Here is a 17775-nt window from a genome sequence, read left to right on the forward strand (position 1 = left end):
AATATTGCATTTCTTACGTAGCATTTAATTTCTTACGGCTGTCTTAACTTACTCTTAAGAAAGGCGTACATGTATAGATTTTGCAATTTTGGATGATATAATAGTCAAATAAAGCGATATTGTAATATTTCAAAGGGGTGCAAAAATGAATATTTTGGGGAAAATCAAAGAGAGAGCTCTTGCTGATCCGGCAAGAGTGGCATTTCATTCACAAGCAGGTACAATTTCATACGGCAAACTCTGGGATAGTTCGGACAGGCTTGCAGCTTGGATAGATGACAGACTCGGAGACGACCGCAAACCTATCGTCGTATATGGACATAAGAGTCCGCTTATGCTGGTTTGCTTTCTGGCCTGTGCCAAATCCGGAAGGACCTATTGCCCTATAGACACATGCATGTCAGAGGGAAGAGTCATATCCATCGTAGAGACAGTTGACAATCCATTGATACTGGCTACAGAAGATCTGGAGATACCGGGCTATTTCGTTGCGGACAGTTCTGTTTTAAGCGGGGCTATAAACTACGACAGTAAAATCAGCGAGAAGAAATGGAATAAACCTGAAGATACATTCTATATCATATTTACGTCGGGAAGCACAGGAGCTCCTAAGGGAGTCCAGATCACCGATGAGAATCTGAGCAGATATGTGGATTGGTCACAGACTGTAGGTGACAGCGCAGACGATAAACAGGGAAGCACATTCCTCAATCAGGCGCCGTTTTCCTTCGACTTGTCCGTAATGGACACCTACACGGCCCTTGCCACAGGCTGCACTTTGTGGGGAGTTGACAGAATGCTCCAGAAGGATGTAGGCAAAATGCTGAGATTCATGAAGGAAGGCAACCTGAATTACTGGGTATCGACGCCATCCTTCGCAGATATGTGCCTGGCGGATCCACACTTCAACAGCACACTGCTGCCTGGCATGAGACAGTTTATGTTTTGCGGCGAGAAGCTGACCAAGGGCACAGCCGAGGAACTCATGGATAGATTCCCGGAAGCCAAAGTCATCAATACATACGGTCCGACAGAGTCCACCGTGGCAGTTACATCGGTAGAGATCACCAGAGAGATGATCGCAGCAGACAGATGCCTTCCGATAGGACAGCCTAAACCGGGCACAGAAATAAGACTCATCAGAGAAGACGGAACTGTCGCTGCTCACGGCGGTAAAGGCGAGATCCAGATACTTGGTGACACCGTCAGCCCGGGCTACTATATGAACGATATCAAGACCAGAGAGGTCTTCTCGATAATCGACTGTGAAGATGGAATGGAAAGAGCTTACAGGACCGGCGACGAAGGCTTCTTCGGCGAGGACGGAATGCTCTATTATGTAGGCAGAATCGATCTGCAGGTGAAATTCCACGGATACAGGATCGAGCTGGGCGACATAGAAAACAATCTTCTGAAGATCGACGGCGTTCAGGCTGCAGCTGTAGTGCCTAAGTGGAACGAGGACAAGATCAGATATCTGGCAGCTTTCGTTGCCAGCGATAATTCAGAGGGCGGTTTCGAGGACAGGAAGCGTATCAGAGAAACTCTGAAGACCATGATTCCTGAGTACATGGTGCCCAAGAAGGTATCATTTATCGACAGACTGCCAATGACAAGCAACGGCAAAGCTGACAGAAAGAGACTGGAGGAACTGGTTTAATGGAATTATTCACAGATTTAAGTTTCTTCGTCTGTGTTGCTGTCGCTGCCATCCCGGCATTTGTGCTGGGAATGAAAGAAAAACCTATCAAGTACTATGGATTTGTTGTCACCCTGGCCTTCGTATTTATGGCCATGTACAACAAACCCGTAGCCCTTGCGTACCTTGTGGGCTTCTGCGTATACGAGTACCTTTTGATACAGATATACCTGGGAGTCAGGGCGAAGTTCGGCCGCAACGCCGGCTGGTACTGGTGTTTCCTTTTGTTGTCACTGGCGCCGCTCATGGGCAATAAACTGCTGGCATTGACGGCCAACCCTTATCACATACTGGGATTCCTGGGGATATCCTACATGACATTCAAGGGCACGCAGATAGTCATAGAAATCTACGACGGCATCATAGAGAAAGTTTCGGCCTTCGAATTCTTCTACCTTTTGTTATACTTCCCGGCAATTACATCGGGCCCTATCGACAGGAGCAGGCGATTCAACGAAGATCTGAACAGAGTCATTCCGCGAGAGGAATATCTGGACATGGTCGGCACGGGCCTTTTCAAGATCTGCCTGGGAATGGTGTACAAAATGGTCATTGCCACGAGCTTCTATCAGGCGGTGTTGTGGCTGGGCACGGGCGACGGCATAAGGTCAGCGCTGATATATATGTACGCTTACGGTTTCTACCTGTTCTTTGACTTTGCCGGATACAGCCTCATGGCTATCGGCGTAAGTTATCTCTTCGGCATCAAGACGCCGGAGAATTTCAATAAGCCTTTCATAAGCAAAGACATCAAAGAGTTCTGGGATCGCTGGCATATCACACTTTCACATTGGTTCAGGGATTTCATATTCTCCAGACTGATGATGAGATTTATCAAGCACAAATGCTTCAAAAGCAAGCTGACTGGTGCCTCGGTAGGCTTCATTATCAATATGGGCATAATGGGACTCTGGCATGGGCTCACTGTATATTACATAATGTACGGCCTGTATCACGGAGTGTTGCTGGCAGTCACAGAAATATATCAGAAGAAGTCGAAGTTCTACAAGAAACATAAGAAAGAAAAATGGTTCATGTTTGTAGAATGGTTTATCACATTTAATTTAGTAATGTTTGGATTCTTTATTTTCTCGGGTAGGTTTACCCAGTTAATAGGGTTATCATAAATAAAAGGGAGGATTAGAGAATGGAAGAGAAATTATTAGACATCTTAGAGGATATCTGCGGAGACGAGATCGTTAAAGAGGATCATGACGTCAATCTGGTAGAAGAGGATCTTATGGACTCTCTTGATTACACGGAGTTGCTCATCGCAATCGAGGAGAATTTCGGCGTAGTTATAGCACCGTCGGAGGTAACAAGAGAACAGATGAATACGCCTAATAAGATCATCGGCGTTATCAAGTCGAAGATGTAGCAGGGGTAAGACATGAAAAAGATAGCAGCATTTTTTACTGCGCTGATTCTGTTTCTGGCGATAATCATCGCGTTTCATTTCGCTATGTCAGGCGGAAGTCTGAATGCGAATAATAAGAATTTCGGCACATGGAACAGCCCGTATAAGGACTTATCATGCGCCGCTATTTCTCAGAACATGCATAAGGATACCATGCTGGTGTTGGGATCATCTGAGTTCAGACATGGCAGAAAGACGCCTTTCCATCCGGTGAATGCTTTCAAAAAGAAGAATGTATCGTTAATGACTGTAGGCAATTCATATAACCAGTGCCTCAATCACGCCATCACACTTGGTGCGGTAGAAAACAAAATGCAGAAGAGAAAGGTGGTTCTGCTCATTTCAGCGCCTTGGTTCTACAAGCAGGGCGTCACAGGACCGAGATATTCTCTCAGGTTCTCGGAAACCAGTTACATGGCATTCATGGAGAATAAGTCCATACCGAGTTCTATCAAGAAGTATGTTGCCAGACGAAATGAGACATTGATGAAAGATAACGGAGCCATGGAAAACAGAGTCAGACGCATAGACAGGATTTACGTTTACCACAATGGCACAGGCATAGATAAGGCTTTGTATAGAGCCAGAAAAGCTTACGCGAAGGATAAAGATTACATAACAGTAAAGACTATGATGAGGACTGGCAAGATCAAGACCCTGAGAAAGTACAACGGCAAGATCGCAGATGCCACGCCTTTAGACTGGCAGTCCATGTCTATGGAAGCCGGCAGGATAGATGGGTCAAAATCTCATAACAAAATGTACATCAGTGACAGGCTTTGGAAGAGCAAGTTTGCCCGCAAATATAAGAAGGCAGCAGGTCTGCATAGGAATGAAGATTTCAGCACATCGTCAGAATTTGGAGATTTGAAGTGCTTCCTGAAGTTGTGCAAGGCTGAGAATATAGAACCTATGCTGGTGGTGCTGCCGGTCAATGGCCGATGGTATGATCACACGGGTCTGAATTACAGTAAACGTGCCAAGTTCAGTAATAAAATCAAGAAGATAAGCGACAAGTATGGAGCTCAGGTTTCGGATCTTTCTAAATATGATTATGATCCGTACTTTGTGCAGGATACGTTGCATCCATGGGGAAAAGGTTGGGTGAAGATAGATGAAGCGATTTACAAGTTTTATAGGCAGAGTTAGACAGGCTGTGACGGGAGATTATGTCAAGTATACCTTGATATTCCTGTTTATGATGCTGCTAGTATATTTTTATCTGCTCTTTGCCGGGATGATCACGGCACCGAAGTTTACATATGCAGAATTCTAGGCTGCCCATTCTGCTACGGCAGTCCTCGTGCGCTAGCAGCCATATAGCCTCGCTCGCGAAGGACAGAATATGCCGCGAACTTGACGAAACCGGGAAATTCTCGACGAGTAATTGAAAAAGTCCGCTTCGACATTTGTGTTGGGGCGGACTTTGTGATATACTGATATGTACGCCTTAATTTGGAGGCGATAGAAAGAGAGAAATAATGAAATACAGTGAATCAGTTATCAGTAACGATATATTGAAGGGCCTGGAGGAGATGGGCTTTGTCGATATGACGCCAATACAGGAGCGAGCCATACCTGTAATGATGAAGGGCCGGGATATAGTCGGCCAGGCTCAGACGGGCACAGGTAAGACAGCGGCTTTCGGCATACCGATGATAGAAGCCATCAATCCATCTGACGATGGAGTCCAGGGGCTGGTAATATGCCCTACAAGAGAGTTAGCCATGCAGGGCGCAGAGGAACTGAAGAAAATGTCCAAATATGTAAAGGGTGTCAAAGTGGTGCCTATTTACGGCGGACAGGATATAAGCAGGCAGTTCAGAGCACTGAAAGGCAATGTTTCTATTGTAATAGGAACGCCGGGCAGGATCATGGACCACATGCGCAGAGGAACTTTGAAATTCGACCATCTGAAAATGCTGGTCCTGGATGAGGCCGACGAGATGCTGGATATGGGATTCCGTGAGGATATAGAGACCATTTGCAGCTCCATGCCTGACGACAGACAGTCAGCCTTGTTCTCGGCGACTATTCCTAAACCTATAATGGAACTTACAGAGCGTTATCTTAAGGACGCCGAGCATATAGAGGTGGAGGCCGAGGAACTGACGGTCAAAGCCATCAAGCAGAGTTATTACATGGTCAAGGGAAACCAGAAGGATGCCGCTATCTGCAGACTTATAGACTACATGTCGCCTAAGCGGGCCCTTATCTTTTGTAATACCAAGAGAAAAGTCGATCAGTTGACCATCATGCTTAAGAAGAAGGGATACTCCGCTGAAGCACTTCACGGAGATCTTTCACAGCATCAGCGTGACCGCGTCATGAATCTGTTCAGAAGCGGAAATCTGGAACTTTTGCTGGCTACAGATGTTGCAGCCAGAGGCATAGACGTGGACAACGTAGATGTGGTATTTAACTATGACTTGCCTCAGGAACAGGATTATTATGTTCATAGAATAGGCAGAACCGGCAGAGCAGGCAAGAAGGGTAAGGCAGTTTCGCTGATCAACACTAGGGAACGCCGCAAGATCGCTATGCTGGAGGATCATTGCCAGACAAAGATCAAGGAGAAGGTCATGCCGACAGCCGACGACGCTATGCAGGTCAAGGCCTACAGCAACGTGTCCAGGGCTATTGATTATTGCGAAGGCAAGGATCTGAAGCCGTACATGGAACTGATATACAAAAGGTGCATCGACGATGGCACGGAGCCTTTGGAAGTCGCAGCAGCATTTTTGCGCGAGGGTCTCGGCGATATAAACGATAACGTCAAAATCGAGCAGAAACCTCGCGGCGGCAAGGATGACAACAGGTCAGGCCGTGGCTACGAGAACAAAGACAAGGCAAGGCGCCGCAAGGATCGCAAGGGCAAGGGACATTATGACGACAGGTCCGGAAAGGGCGGAAAGTCAGACTATAAGTCAAAGTCAGACTACGCGCCTAAGAAGGATGCTAAGTCTAAGTCAGAAAATAAATCTAAGAAGGATAGAAAGCCGCGCACTGATGCAGGTGGTGGTTTCGAAGTATACAGAGGAAAACACAGTGGAAAAGGGACAAAAAATTCGGATAAAAATAGAAGACGTGACGGCGGAAGGTCAGGGCGTAGGTAAGACTGACGAGGGCATGACTGTCTTCGTCCGCGGCGCTTTGCCCGGAGATGTCGTTACGGCAGAACTGACAAAAGTCAAGAAAAGGTACGCCTTCGGCCGCCTTTTGTTCATGGAAGAGCCATCGATCGACAGGACCGATGGTTTTTGCACTTACGAAGACTGCGGCGGCTGCCCTTACGGAAAGCTGACCTACGAGAAACAGCTGGCGCTGAAAGAAAATCATGTGAGGGAGACTCTGGCGCGCCTTGGCGGCGTGGCGGAGCCCGAGGTCAGAGACATCGTCGGCATGGAGACACCCTATCATTACAGGAACAAAGCGTCCATGCCCGTTTCTACGGGCGGAATAATCACTCGCAAAGGCGGTGTCGTGGAGAACATAGGTGATCCGGCAGTGGGCTTTTATCGCGCAAAATCTCACGATGTCATTGACTGCGGGACCTGCGGGCTGCAATCTCCGGCGGCTATGATGGCGGCGGAGGCACTTCGCAGATTCATGGATGAGGACAACATCACAGGCTACGATCCTAAGTGGGATAAAGGTCTCATGAGGCATCTTGTAGTGCGTACGGCCTTTGGCACCGGCGAGGTAATGGTCATACTTGTCATCAACGGCAAGGGCATACCTAATGTTGCCAAACTCATAGAGTATCTGGATGATGCAGTCGCATCTGTACCGGAGTCTGAAGGCGGGCCATTCAGTTTGGAGAGCGTCTATATTAATGTCAACAGAGGAAAAACTTCTGAGATATACGGTGACCGAACTGAGAATATAGCGGGTAAACGTACCATAGATGAGTCTATCGGCAATATGCGATTCGAGATATCGCCTATGTCTTTTTATCAGGTGAATCCATGGCAGATGGAAGAACTTTATAGCAAGGCGGCTGAGTACGCAGGACTTAAGGGCGGCGAGACCGTGCTGGATATTTACTGCGGCGCCGGGACAATAGGTCTGTGGCTTCTGGAGGACCTGAAGAAAAAGGATGCCCTGGGAGATACGGAGGTCATCGGCATCGAATCTGTCAAGAGTGCCGTTCTGGATGCCAACAGAAACGCCGTGATCAATGACATGGTCAACGCCAGGTATGTCTGCGGCAGAGCCGAAGAAGAACTGACGAAACTTTTGTGCAAGGATGATAAGAGCGCAAAAGCCGGCCAGGAGAAGGAAGCCGGCCAGGATAGCGAGACTTCTGACGATGTCGGCCTGCATGTAGATCACGCCGACGTGGTGATACTGGATCCGCCGAGATCCGGCTGTGATGCCAGCGTGCTGGAAGCCGTTGCAAAGGCAAGACCTGAGCGTATCGTTTACGTTTCCTGCGACCCGGCGACCCTGGCAAGGGATGTGAAGATCCTGGGAGAGGCCGGATATGACTTCAAGGAGGCTACGCCAGTGGATATGTTCCCATGGACAGGCCATGTGGAGACGGTATGTTTAATGTCTAGAAAATAATGCTCGGGAAGTATTGAAAATACTGGGTTTCATAAAATGAAAGTAAATCTGTCTACTCGACTTAAGCCCTCGATATGTGTACGTGGAAACATATCGAGGGTATATTTTTGTGCAAAATTTGAGCTAGAATATGGGTAGGGTTGAGTTGACAGATTAGATATATCTATAGGGTTGAGGAGACAGTATAGATGTAAATAATTCAATTGATTATAGACTTTGCTATATAGACAATGCTATAATATTAATATAGGAGCGTGATAAAATGATAATTTCTGAAACGATTAAGGCTATAAGAAATGAGCTCAAGATGAGTCAAACAGATTTTGCTGAAGCAGTGCATGTTAGCTTTTCAACAGTTAATAGATGGGAAAATAATAAAGTTATACCTAATAGAATGGCGCGTGCTCTAATTATAGATTTTTGTGAAAAGAATGGTGTAAGTGAATTACTTATAAAAGCGTTAAAAGAATATAAATAGATGGATGGTGACAACGTGGAAAAATCAATTTTAGAGAGGTTTGGTTTTAAATATAATAAAAGGAGCGTCCATACAGGTCGGACTATAATGTTAGAAGAGTTATCAAATCTCCTTGAAGCTGTTCCAGATGCGATTGTATATGATGATTATATTAAAGCTATTATAGATCAAAATTGCCTTTTGAAGAGATCATCTTCTTCCCGGACAATAACAGCTAATTTTTTAACGGAATTATACTCGCTTGATCCTACAATATCGATTTTCAGGAATTTATTATTTTTCTGGAATCGTGATGAAGAAGGAAGACCACTACTAGCAATGCTTTGTGCATTTTGTAGAGACAGAGTTCTAAACTACTCTTTCAAAGCAATTAAATCATTAGAACATATGGAAACAGAACTATTAGAAAGGTATGTAAGAGCTCTTGAAACCAGTGAAGCAACAGACCCTAAGTATGATAAAACAGTGGAGCTACTCCGAGATGAAAATTGGATTGAAAGGGGTACAATTATATTTTCTCAATACTTTGATACTGCAAAATGGATAGCTGAGAATCTTTCAAAGGAGTTTGATGGAGAAACTATAGGCTTATATGCAGGAGGAGATAAGTCTGGTATTTTTATAGATGGAGTATTTAAGAGAAAAGATAAAGAAGAGCTAAAAGCAATGGTAAAAAGTAGAGACTTGAGGATACTTGTTGGAACAGATTCTGCAAGTGAAGGCTTAAACTTACAAACTCTTGGGTCATTAATTAACATTGACTTACCTTGGAATCCTACAAGATTAGAGCAAAGGAAAGGGAGAATACAAAGGATTGGACAAGTGCATGATACTATTTTTGTCTATAATATGAGATATAAAGATTCAGTAGAAGACAGGGTTCATAACTTATTATCTCAGAGATTAAGAAATATATATAATGTATTTGGACAATTGCCAGATGTTCTCGAAGATGTATGGATAAATGTAGCCATAGGAGAGCAAGAGAAGGCTCTTGAGATAATAGATAATGTACCCGAAAAACATCCATTTGAGAATAGGTACAATATGGGAGTTGAACATATAGATTGGGAAAGTTGTTCGGAGGTATTAGATAAAAAAGAGAAGAGAGAGTTTCTCAAGAAGGGCTGGATAAGGTGTATGAATGTATAATGATTTACTGTTCTGACCGTACACCATACAAGATTGTATATATGAGAGATAATTAGATATCTTCTAGACTGACTCAAGAGCTAATCTGTTGTATAAAAGTACAAATATTAAAGGAGAACAATATTTCAAAAAATTCGACTTATATGAACATACCAGATTTATTGTCTTACCAAATATATAAGCGCTATGTTAACATAATAATTTAATATTGAGTTATAAATAAGGCTTTTGAAGTCAGTAAATGACCCAAAAGCCTTATTTTAGTGAAAAAGCATCCGGGGAGGTGATGCCTATGTTTGCGTTGCTACATGTATTTTAGCTTTAATAACAAACTAAAGGAGGAAAACACATGATCGGTATCGAGCAATATCAAAAAATCCAGGAATACAAAGAACTCGGACTTGCCCAGACCAAGACTGCTAAAACGCTGGGGCTCACCTATACTTCTGTCAGTAAATACTGGAATATGAGCAAAGAGGATTATGCCAGGGAAGCTGAGCAGGAAAAGTACCATATGGATAACTATCGACAGTACATATTAGAGCAATTGAAATTGTGCCCACAGATTCGAGATACCAATATTTATCTCAAATTAATGGAAGCTTTTCCTGATTTACAAGTTAAACGAGCTACTTTCTATCGCTATATGAAAGCTCTAAGGGAACAGCATGGGTATCAGCATACCAGGAAGCGGAAAATCTCGCCACGTGAAGTCTCGCCACCAGGATATGAAGCTCAGGCTGATTTTGGTCAATACAAACTTAAAGATATGTATGGAAGAATTGTAAGGGTATATTTCTTTTGCATGGTTCTGAGTTATAGCAGAATGAAATTTGTTTGCTTTTCACCGGATCCCTTCACGACCGAAACAGCCATAAAAGCTCATAACTATGCATTTCAATATTTTGGAGGAAGACCACAGACAATTCTATATGATCTTGATCGGGTCTATGTGGTTAGCGAAAATCTAGGTAATATTATATTTGTACCGGCCTTTGAAGAATATGTTAAGCGTATTGGCTACAGTGTTTCATTATGCAGGCCAAGAGATCCTCAGAGTAAAGGTAAGGTAGAAGAGGTAATTGGATATGTCAAGCAAAGCTTTCTAGAGGGGAGGGTGTACACCGGAATTGACAGTCTTAATAGTGCAGCTCTTGCATGGTTGGATAGAGAAGGCAACGGGCGAGTTCATACTGTGACTAGAAAAGTGCCACGAGAAATGTTTATTGATGAACAAAAACAGCTTTTTCATGTTAAACCATATTCAGAGGTATCAAGTACTGTAGCATCCTTTGATTCCAATGGAGTGGTCAGCTATAAAGGGAATCGTTATCAGATTGATGTCGGTGTGATGGATGCACATCAACGTATACGTATTGAGGATGATGGTGAAATACTTCTATTTTATGATACTGATACTAATGAATTATTAGCTAAGTATCCAGCAACAGAAGATACTGGACAGATATTCAAACCTGAAGGAAATAATAACAGAAACAGGGTTTCTCATGCTCTTATAAAACAATATTTTGCAGAGCATGAAATCGCTCAGGAATTTATACAGCACATGGAACAGGAACAACCAAAATATTCTAATAGCCATTGCATTCGCTTAAATCGCATGACGAAGTTTTATTCGATGGAGCAAATGCTTGACGGGATAAGATACTGCATTGAGATTGAACGCTGCAATGCATATGAACTTTTGGCCTACATGATGTATAAGCATGGTGAGCACATAGCAAAGAAGTTCTTACCAAATCAACAGTATTTCAACCATCTGACACGTAGCAAGGAGATAAGGAGGGAAATCGATGGCTGATATAACTGAAATCCGCGAGTTGGCTAAGAAGCTAAATCTATGGAATATTGCCAGGGGATATATTGATTTGAATGATGAGAAACTGTCCAACCTAGATTATCTTCAGATGATATTACAAAAAGAACTAGAGATACGAGCCAGACAAAAACAGATCAAGCTAAGGAGGGCAAGCAAACTTCCCAACAAGGTATTTGAATTATCGAATTTAAACAAAGGTTTGGAATGGCAGATAAAACAATTATCCCATCTGACGTGGCTCAATGGAGAACAAAACATTATTCTACTTGGTAAATGCGGGACAGGCAAAACTAGTCTTGCTATTCATCTTGGAGAAACAGCGATCGACAAGGGACATAAAACTTATTATGCATCCATTGATACTTTTGTATCTATTGTAGAGAACAAAGATATAAACCCAAAAGCAGGAGCAGCCTTCTCCTATATGCGGGAGTGCGACTTGATCATTATTGATGATGTATTTTATCTAGAACCAACTAGGTCAGAGCTGCAGGCTTTTTATCGAGCAGTTACTTTTCTTAATGAAACAAGAAGTATCATTTTTATTACCAATCGTGAAATATCTGCATGGTTAGATGCAGTGGAAGACAAACATCTTTGTCAGACTCTGTTAGATAGAATAACAGCTAATTGTCAGATCATTCGCTTGACTGACAGATAAATTAAAACACTCACCTCTTTTCTAAAAAAGGGTTAATACTCAAATTTGAAAACTATGCCGATTAACGGTTTTATATAGATGCAAAAAATCTCACGAAAAATAAAGAATTACTTAACTTTTGAGATTTTCTACAGTTTCTGGGGTAGGGGGGTCTAAATCTCTACCACTTTTCGCCCCGGAAACGGGCGTGGGGTAACGCGTGAAAATTCGCGGTTTCAAACAGTGTGGCGAAATATACCGTAGAGTTCATTGGAATAACCGAGGTAAAAAATCGATTGTTTGGAGATGCGTCAGTAGACTTGAGAATACAGGGTTAACTTGTCATTCTCGAACCGTGCTGGAGGATATGATAGGCCTTGCTACGGTGGATGCAATTAATAAACTAATAGTGCAAAAGGATGGCTTTTTAACTATCTTAAAGGAAAATATAGAAACAGTGATAAGTGAAACGGGCAATAATGTTGTTTCCGAGATAGATAAAAAGCTAGAGGAATTACAAAAAGACCTTTTGAGACTGGCCAATTCCAAAGAGGATTATAATGACATTGCCGATGAGATTTATAGGCTCAGAGAAGAAAGGCATAAGGCTTTAGCAGAAGAAGCAGGCAAAAAAGGTTCCAAGCAAAGACTAGAAGATATGGAAAAGTTCCTAAATGAACAATCCACCCTCCTTGAGGAGTATGATGAGCAACTAGTAAGGAGACTTATAGAGAAAATAACGGTTTATGATGACAAACTAACTATTGAATTTAAATCTGGTGTAGAAGTAGATGTATAAACATAACCTTCATGAATGACCACCATTCAGGAGATATATTCTCTTGATTGGTGGTTTTCTTTCATTGACTGGAATTGGTAAAAGACATATAATCTTATTAACAATGTTGTTGATATTGTTATTGATAAGGAGATGACAACATGGGTGATGTTAATGAGTTACTAGAAGAAGCTATTAAGGAAACTGAAAACTTGAATGAAGGTGAAGTCTTTCTTGTTAAAGACCTGTTCAAGGGTTATGTATGGAATAGAATACCCAGAAAGGATCGACTTCTGCTTGGGACTTTATTTTTAAACTACGTAAATAAAATGGAAGGTAATATAAAGGCTATTGAAAAGACCTCATCTAACCAGCAGAGGTACGAAAAGGTTTGTAAATAATTTAACTATTCATGAAGGGGGGGATCGTTTTGTCATTAATATGTAGGCTGTTTGGTCACAAGTGGAAAGATGGAGTTTGTAATCGCTGTAATAAGAAGAAAGCTGAGTATGATGATAAAGTTCAAGCAGCAATAAGCGGGAATAAAGAAATCTTGCAGACAGGTAGGACTTCTGTAGATCAATTAGAGCATGATTTGAAAAAAGCTATAGCCGATGAGAAAAAAAGTATAAATCCAAAGTTCCACAGAACAGAAAAGGAAGAAGAGTTGTCATTTAATTTCTCACAAAAATGGGCATCGGCAATCCAGAAATATGAGGATGCCATATATTCTGAGACAGCTAAAGTAGGTACGCTGGATTCTATAGATAAGAATATTGAGCAATGTCATAAAGCTATAGATGCTTTCGAAGCTTTTAGGAATTACTGTTATAAAAAGAGTAAAGGCGGTCAAATCTATTTTGATGATATGTGGGAACACTGTCACAATTCTAAAGATCCTTGTTTTAGTTACATTCAAAGCACTAAGGATTACCTTATAGAGCTTACAGAAAATTATGATACATACAAAATTCGTTTTGAGAAAGAGAGTCGGCTTGATACGATTTTATTAGATATTATTAGTAACGATAATGGTATTTCTCAACGGAAACTTTACCCGTTAATTCCCGAGGTACCACAAGCCACTATACGTAAGGCGGTAGATGGGCTTGCTAAAGATGGAAAGATTATTAAAGAAAAGAAAGGCAGTAGTTATACTTTAAGACTTGCTGAGGGTGAGAAAAATTGAAGAATAGAATCAGCAATTCACATATAGAAGCACTAAGGAAGCAGTTCAAGAAATATTTAAATGATAACTATAAACATCTGAAAGATAAAAGTGTAATTTATAGTGATTCCTTTTATCCTTATCGCCATGACATTGGCATGGATTTTTGGGATATATTTATTGACGATAATTCTTTAAGAAAAGCACGTGAACTATTAGAAATTAAGTTCAGCAATGAGAAATCCCACAAGAACCCTAGAATGAATTCTTATGGCTATATGCGTACATTCAAAATATTTAAGGAATTTATCGATAATACCTATGGAAGTGTGGATGGCTACATAGAATTTGCTAAGACAAATCAGCCTCCCAAGATTGAAAAAATGGTTATTGAAAAAGTTCCTAGAACCAAAAAATCAAAAGACGCAAGACCTGATGTATTGCGGCCAAGTTGTGAGGAAGTGGATAGGTATTTATTAGCTTGGGAGCAATTAGAAACTTATGCATTACAGGAAAGTGCTTTAAACAAACTCTTTTACCAGACTTACCCTGACAATAAAGATATAGATGATGTTCTTGTAAAAGTATCGGTCTTAAGTGACTTTTACAGTACAAATATATTCTCACCATTTAAAGTAGCAAAGCACATCATCGATTTAGATATTTATGAAAGACTGGCGGCGGGTGATGTTACTTTAGTAAATGAAATAGCAAGAGTCGATATGGATAATGGTACGGTAAAAAATTTTTATTCCTTTGCAACAAAATACTGTAGCCATCATAAACCTTTGGACTACCCTATTTATGATAGTTATGTAGATAAGCTACTTTGCTATTTCAGAGATATTGATGTGGTACAATTACGCAGAAATAAATAAATATGCAAAACCAAAGAGAGTTCTGCATATTCGTCTATGGTAAAGAATAAAAATTCATTTAATTAAGGCTAACCATGAAAAAACTAGAGCAAATAATAGTTGTCAGCTTTAGGAAAGTGAATATTAACCATTGTGTATTTTCCTTCTTCAGATTGAATTGATATATTATGTCCCAGCTTTAAAACCATTTGTTTGGCAAGATAAAGCCCCATTCCGGTAGACTTGGAGTAATTTCTTCCAGTTGAGCCTGTAAACCCTTTCTCAAATACACGGTTGATGTCCTCAGGTTTGATACCAATTCCAGTGTCCTTAATTCGAAGTAGCTTTTCTTTACTATCCTCTTCAAATATAAAAGAGATAGAGCCGCCATCATTTGTATACTTTAAAGAATTTGATATAATCTGATCAATTATAAAGCTAAGCCATTTGCTATCACTTTGTACAAATTCCTCTTCATCCCATATTGTGAAGGTAATCCGTTTATATATAAACAACTTGGAATGCTTTTTTATACTTTCTCGAATGACCTTATTCAATGATATTTCTGTAATAAAATAGTCCTTTGAAAAGGAGTCGATACGAGAATAATACAATGCCTGTTCCACATAATTTTCTATTTTGTGTAATTCATCTTCAAACTTATCTACGAGATAATCTACTGTTTTATCAGCACTATTTCTCATAAGCATAAAGCTTGCCGTAATAGGAAGTTTCACCTCATGAATCCATGACATAATAAAGTCTTGATGTTCTTTTTTCTCATTATAAAGCTTTTCAATATCATCCATATAACTACTATGGACTTTTTTTAACAGTTCCATATATAGCTCCTGCTCATAGTTCTGTGGCTGAGGAACTGCTTCCAATATTTCTTTTTCATCACTATTAATCAATTCATTAAGCTGTTTATAAAAAGAGTTATGATAAAAATAACCTGTAATAATATAGATCGATGCTAGAAATATGCAACCTAAGTTTGTATATATAATATTGCCTACAAGTTGCTCTTTATTAGAACTGACCATCATCATAAGTGTTACAAAGGACATCATTATTATGAATAATATCAAAAAGTAACGTTTACCTTCTACATATTTTAAAAATTTCATCTTATTATATAGCCTTCTCCCTTCATAGTAGCGATATAGTTTTCTTTACCTAGTTCAGCTAGCTTCTTGCGTATACGAGTGATATTTACTGTCAGAGTATTATCATCTACAAAACTTTCATCTTCCCAAAGGTTGCGCATTATTTTTTCACGGCTTACTACAGACCCCTTGTTTTGCATAAGTATATTTAGAATTTTAAATTCGTTTTTTGTAAGCTCTGCCTTTTTATCTCCATAAAAAACATCTCCATTATTTAGGTTTAGCATAATTCCATCATGTTCAATTATTGTAGCAACTGTTTCAGTATATGAGTATGTCCTGCGAAGTAGAGCCTTTATTTTAGTTATCAGAACTTCCTCATAGAAGGGTTTCTGAATAAAATCATCTCCACCCATATTTATGGACATGACCATGTCCATAGGTGTATTACGAGATGAAATAAATATAATAGGTACTTTTGAAATGTCTCTGATTTTATTGCACCAGTAGAATCCATCGTAAACAGGTAGATTTATATCCATTAATACAAGATGGGGATTTTCCTTTAGAAATATTTCAAGCACCTGGCTAAAGTCATCTAAAATTATAGTTTCATATCCCCATTTTCTCATGCTTTCTCCAATCATGTCTCTAATAATAGGTTCGTCCTCTACAATCATTATCTTCATCTCTATTCCTCCAATGGTTAAGAGTTGCTTTAAAATACTGTTTGAATCTATTATACCTTTTTTTCTGAAGAATGTAAGGCTTTAGAAACAGCTTGATTGTGTCAAGTGTTTATTGGCAATCCTTCGATCAGTTTTTCTATTTATTTTTCATTTCATATTTTCCAAGAGAAAGAACTTTCAATTTATGCAAGAAAGGGAACTGAACCAAGCAAAGCCAACGAGAAACTATCTGTACTTAGTGTATATTCTATATTTCGACATATTCTATCATTAATTATCCTGATTTTTTGTACCACAAATAAACTACAGTTCTGTTACACCGCAAATGCTTTACGGAATAGCTTTCTTGCATTTGTCTGCACAGCCTCTAGAATAGGCATATGATGATTGATTATATCAATGTATGGATTACCCTTTCCGTCTTTCTTAGGTGCCTTTGCTGCACTCAACGTTTTCATGATTTCTTCTATCGGTTCTGCCATTATGATACCATCTGTGTAACGTTCTATAGTTTCTGCCAGTTCTTTGTTCTCGCGGCAGGCGAGCAACTTTGCCATGTTGTTAGCTCCGTTTTTTGACCATCTTCTACGCCCTTCCTTCATCCGTAGGGTTATGGTTGTACAGTTCTGGTTCTCCTGTACCCCCATGTTTTTATATTTGATGCCCTCAGGTGGCTCCGGATAATTATCTCGTTGTTTCTGCCATGGTGTCAGACCTTCTCTGTTGTTTTTCAGATAATCATAAAGCTCTCTGGCCTTTTGACTTCGTTTGTCTTTTTTATCATTGCTCTCAACACTGTCTGCATAAATACTGATATATTCAAACATTTCATCATACTTACCATCTTCAAATAACCTATTTATTTCCTTCTGTACGTCTGCTGTATCTATGTTTTTCTTTATGCTCTGATGGATATGGAAGCGGTCTAGTTGAAATACGGTATCTGGCTCATAAGGTTCCCTGATCCAACTTCCTCCATCTCCATTTAACACCCTTACCTCTATTTCATCAGCATTATAAATGCTTCTAATCCGTCCTTCCCTTTTGGCATGGAATTCATCGCTTTTTTCCATACCTGCTATTATAGTTTTCCCACTTAATCGACTACAACTTTTTCCGTCATCAATCCAACCTTCATACATAGTAGCAATCTTCATTTCCTGCTTTGGAATCTTTTTATGATCTTTTCCTTGCATTTTTAGCCAGACTCCATCCATTTCCTCGAAGAGTAGTTTTATCTCTTTCTGGCCTATTCTACCAGTTACATTCATTTCTTTTACCCTGTTGAATATTTCACAGTAGGAGCCCCAGAGCGGATCTATGATCCGCTCCAGTAACTCTCTTAAGAAAACCACCGGTTCTCCTCATGGCCCCACATT

General features: G+C 40.5%; 18 protein-coding genes. 15 read left to right on the forward strand and 3 right to left on the reverse strand.

Annotation, left to right across the window (positions count from 1 at the left end):
• Positions 1-145 precede the first annotated feature (145 nt).
• The 15 genes from dltA to EV211_RS04245 all read left to right on the forward strand — a co-directional run bounded on the left by dltA (position 146) and on the right by EV211_RS04245 (position 14619).
• A complete protein-coding gene (dltA, locus tag EV211_RS04180; protein ID WP_133528179.1) occupies positions 146-1660 on the forward strand; it encodes a D-alanine--poly(phosphoribitol) ligase subunit DltA in 1515 nt (504 codons plus the stop codon).
• Positions 1660-2826: a D-alanyl-lipoteichoic acid biosynthesis protein DltB gene (dltB, locus tag EV211_RS04185; protein ID WP_133528180.1), complete on the forward strand. Its 1167-nt coding sequence runs from the start codon at positions 1660-1662 to the stop codon at positions 2824-2826. Before dltA ends, dltB begins: the two co-directional genes overlap by 1 nt.
• 20 nt (positions 2827-2846) lie before the next feature.
• Positions 2847-3077: a D-alanine--poly(phosphoribitol) ligase subunit 2 gene (gene dltC / locus EV211_RS04190; RefSeq protein WP_133528181.1), complete on the forward strand. Its 231-nt coding sequence runs from the start codon at positions 2847-2849 to the stop codon at positions 3075-3077.
• 12 nt (positions 3078-3089) lie between these two features.
• The gene (gene dltD, locus EV211_RS04195; RefSeq protein ID WP_133528182.1) at positions 3090-4265 is read left to right on the forward strand and encodes a D-alanyl-lipoteichoic acid biosynthesis protein DltD; all 1176 of its coding nucleotides are present in this window, start codon (positions 3090-3092) and stop codon (positions 4263-4265) included.
• The gene (locus tag EV211_RS10800; protein ID WP_207667985.1) at positions 4231-4392 is read left to right on the forward strand and encodes a hypothetical protein; all 162 of its coding nucleotides are present in this window, start codon (positions 4231-4233) and stop codon (positions 4390-4392) included. Before dltD ends, EV211_RS10800 begins: the two co-directional genes overlap by 35 nt.
• Before the next feature lie 205 nt (positions 4393-4597).
• Positions 4598-6232, forward strand: coding sequence for a DEAD/DEAH box helicase (locus EV211_RS04200; protein ID WP_133528183.1), 1635 nt, complete (start codon positions 4598-4600; stop codon positions 6230-6232).
• Positions 6165-7685: a 23S rRNA (uracil(1939)-C(5))-methyltransferase RlmD gene (gene rlmD, locus EV211_RS04205; protein WP_166635368.1), complete on the forward strand. Its 1521-nt coding sequence runs from the start codon at positions 6165-6167 to the stop codon at positions 7683-7685. The genes EV211_RS04200 and rlmD overlap by 68 nt, the downstream gene beginning before the upstream one ends.
• Before the next feature lie 262 nt (positions 7686-7947).
• Positions 7948-8163: a helix-turn-helix domain-containing protein gene (locus tag EV211_RS04210; RefSeq protein WP_128705602.1), complete on the forward strand. Its 216-nt coding sequence runs from the start codon at positions 7948-7950 to the stop codon at positions 8161-8163.
• Positions 8164-9315, forward strand: a complete 1152-nt coding sequence (locus EV211_RS04215) for a helicase-related protein (RefSeq protein WP_133528185.1) — start codon at positions 8164-8166, stop codon at positions 9313-9315.
• A 349-nt stretch (positions 9316-9664) separates the two neighbouring features.
• A complete protein-coding gene (gene istA / locus EV211_RS04220; protein WP_133528186.1) occupies positions 9665-11137 on the forward strand; it encodes an IS21 family transposase in 1473 nt (490 codons plus the stop codon).
• Positions 11130-11816, forward strand: a complete 687-nt coding sequence (locus EV211_RS04225) for an ATP-binding protein (RefSeq protein WP_133528187.1) — start codon at positions 11130-11132, stop codon at positions 11814-11816. The genes istA and EV211_RS04225 overlap by 8 nt, the downstream gene beginning before the upstream one ends.
• A 199-nt stretch (positions 11817-12015) precedes the next feature.
• Positions 12016-12594: a zinc ribbon domain-containing protein gene (locus EV211_RS04230; RefSeq protein ID WP_330564552.1), complete on the forward strand. Its 579-nt coding sequence runs from the start codon at positions 12016-12018 to the stop codon at positions 12592-12594.
• A 140-nt stretch (positions 12595-12734) separates the two neighbouring features.
• Positions 12735-12974, forward strand: a complete 240-nt coding sequence (locus EV211_RS04235) for a single-stranded DNA-binding protein (protein ID WP_056975877.1) — start codon at positions 12735-12737, stop codon at positions 12972-12974.
• A gap of 29 nt (positions 12975-13003) precedes the next feature.
• Positions 13004-13762: a hypothetical protein gene (locus EV211_RS04240; protein ID WP_044036489.1), complete on the forward strand. Its 759-nt coding sequence runs from the start codon at positions 13004-13006 to the stop codon at positions 13760-13762.
• Positions 13759-14619, forward strand: a complete 861-nt coding sequence (locus EV211_RS04245) for a hypothetical protein (RefSeq protein ID WP_133528188.1) — start codon at positions 13759-13761, stop codon at positions 14617-14619. The genes EV211_RS04240 and EV211_RS04245 overlap by 4 nt, the downstream gene beginning before the upstream one ends.
• An 83-nt stretch (positions 14620-14702) precedes the next feature.
• Here the strand turns inward: EV211_RS04245 and EV211_RS04250 are convergent, their stop codons facing one another.
• From EV211_RS04250 to EV211_RS04260, 3 genes are all read right to left on the reverse strand, one after another.
• Positions 14703-15728 (reverse strand): sensor histidine kinase, encoded by a 1026-nt coding sequence (locus EV211_RS04250; protein ID WP_133528189.1) that lies wholly within the window; start codon positions 15726-15728, stop codon positions 14703-14705.
• On the reverse strand, positions 15725-16396 hold the full coding sequence (locus EV211_RS04255; protein ID WP_133528190.1) for a response regulator transcription factor: 672 nt from the start codon (positions 16394-16396) through the stop codon (positions 15725-15727). The genes EV211_RS04250 and EV211_RS04255 overlap by 4 nt, the downstream gene beginning before the upstream one ends.
• Positions 16397-16710: 314 nt before the next feature.
• Positions 16711-17751: a UPF0236 family transposase-like protein gene (locus EV211_RS04260; protein ID WP_133528191.1), complete on the reverse strand. Its 1041-nt coding sequence runs from the start codon at positions 17749-17751 to the stop codon at positions 16711-16713.
• Positions 17752-17775: the final 24 nt, after the last annotated feature.

The sequence above is a fragment of the Aminicella lysinilytica genome (genome assembly GCF_004362975.1).
GTDB lineage: Bacteria > Bacillota > Clostridia > Peptostreptococcales > Anaerovoracaceae > Aminicella > Aminicella lysinilytica.

Coding starts and splice junctions, on each gene's coding strand:
- EV211_RS04215 (WP_133528185.1), top strand. CDS start 8,164: ATGGATGGTGACAACGTGGAAAAATCAATTTTAGAGAGGTTTGGTTTT.
- dltA (WP_133528179.1), top strand. CDS start 146: ATGAATATTTTGGGGAAAATCAAAGAGAGAGCTCTTGCTGATCCGGCA.
- istA (WP_133528186.1), top strand. CDS start 9,665: ATGATCGGTATCGAGCAATATCAAAAAATCCAGGAATACAAAGAACTC.
- EV211_RS04200 (WP_133528183.1), top strand. CDS start 4,598: ATGAAATACAGTGAATCAGTTATCAGTAACGATATATTGAAGGGCCTG.
- EV211_RS10800 (WP_207667985.1), top strand. CDS start 4,231: ATGAAGCGATTTACAAGTTTTATAGGCAGAGTTAGACAGGCTGTGACG.
- EV211_RS04255 (WP_133528190.1), bottom strand. CDS start 16,396: ATGAAGATAATGATTGTAGAGGACGAACCTATTATTAGAGACATGATT.
- EV211_RS04250 (WP_133528189.1), bottom strand. CDS start 15,728: ATGAAATTTTTAAAATATGTAGAAGGTAAACGTTACTTTTTGATATTA.
- EV211_RS04225 (WP_133528187.1), top strand. CDS start 11,130: ATGGCTGATATAACTGAAATCCGCGAGTTGGCTAAGAAGCTAAATCTA.
- dltC (WP_133528181.1), top strand. CDS start 2,847: ATGGAAGAGAAATTATTAGACATCTTAGAGGATATCTGCGGAGACGAG.
- dltD (WP_133528182.1), top strand. CDS start 3,090: ATGAAAAAGATAGCAGCATTTTTTACTGCGCTGATTCTGTTTCTGGCG.
- EV211_RS04210 (WP_128705602.1), top strand. CDS start 7,948: ATGATAATTTCTGAAACGATTAAGGCTATAAGAAATGAGCTCAAGATG.
- EV211_RS04235 (WP_056975877.1), top strand. CDS start 12,735: ATGGGTGATGTTAATGAGTTACTAGAAGAAGCTATTAAGGAAACTGAA.
- dltB (WP_133528180.1), top strand. CDS start 1,660: ATGGAATTATTCACAGATTTAAGTTTCTTCGTCTGTGTTGCTGTCGCT.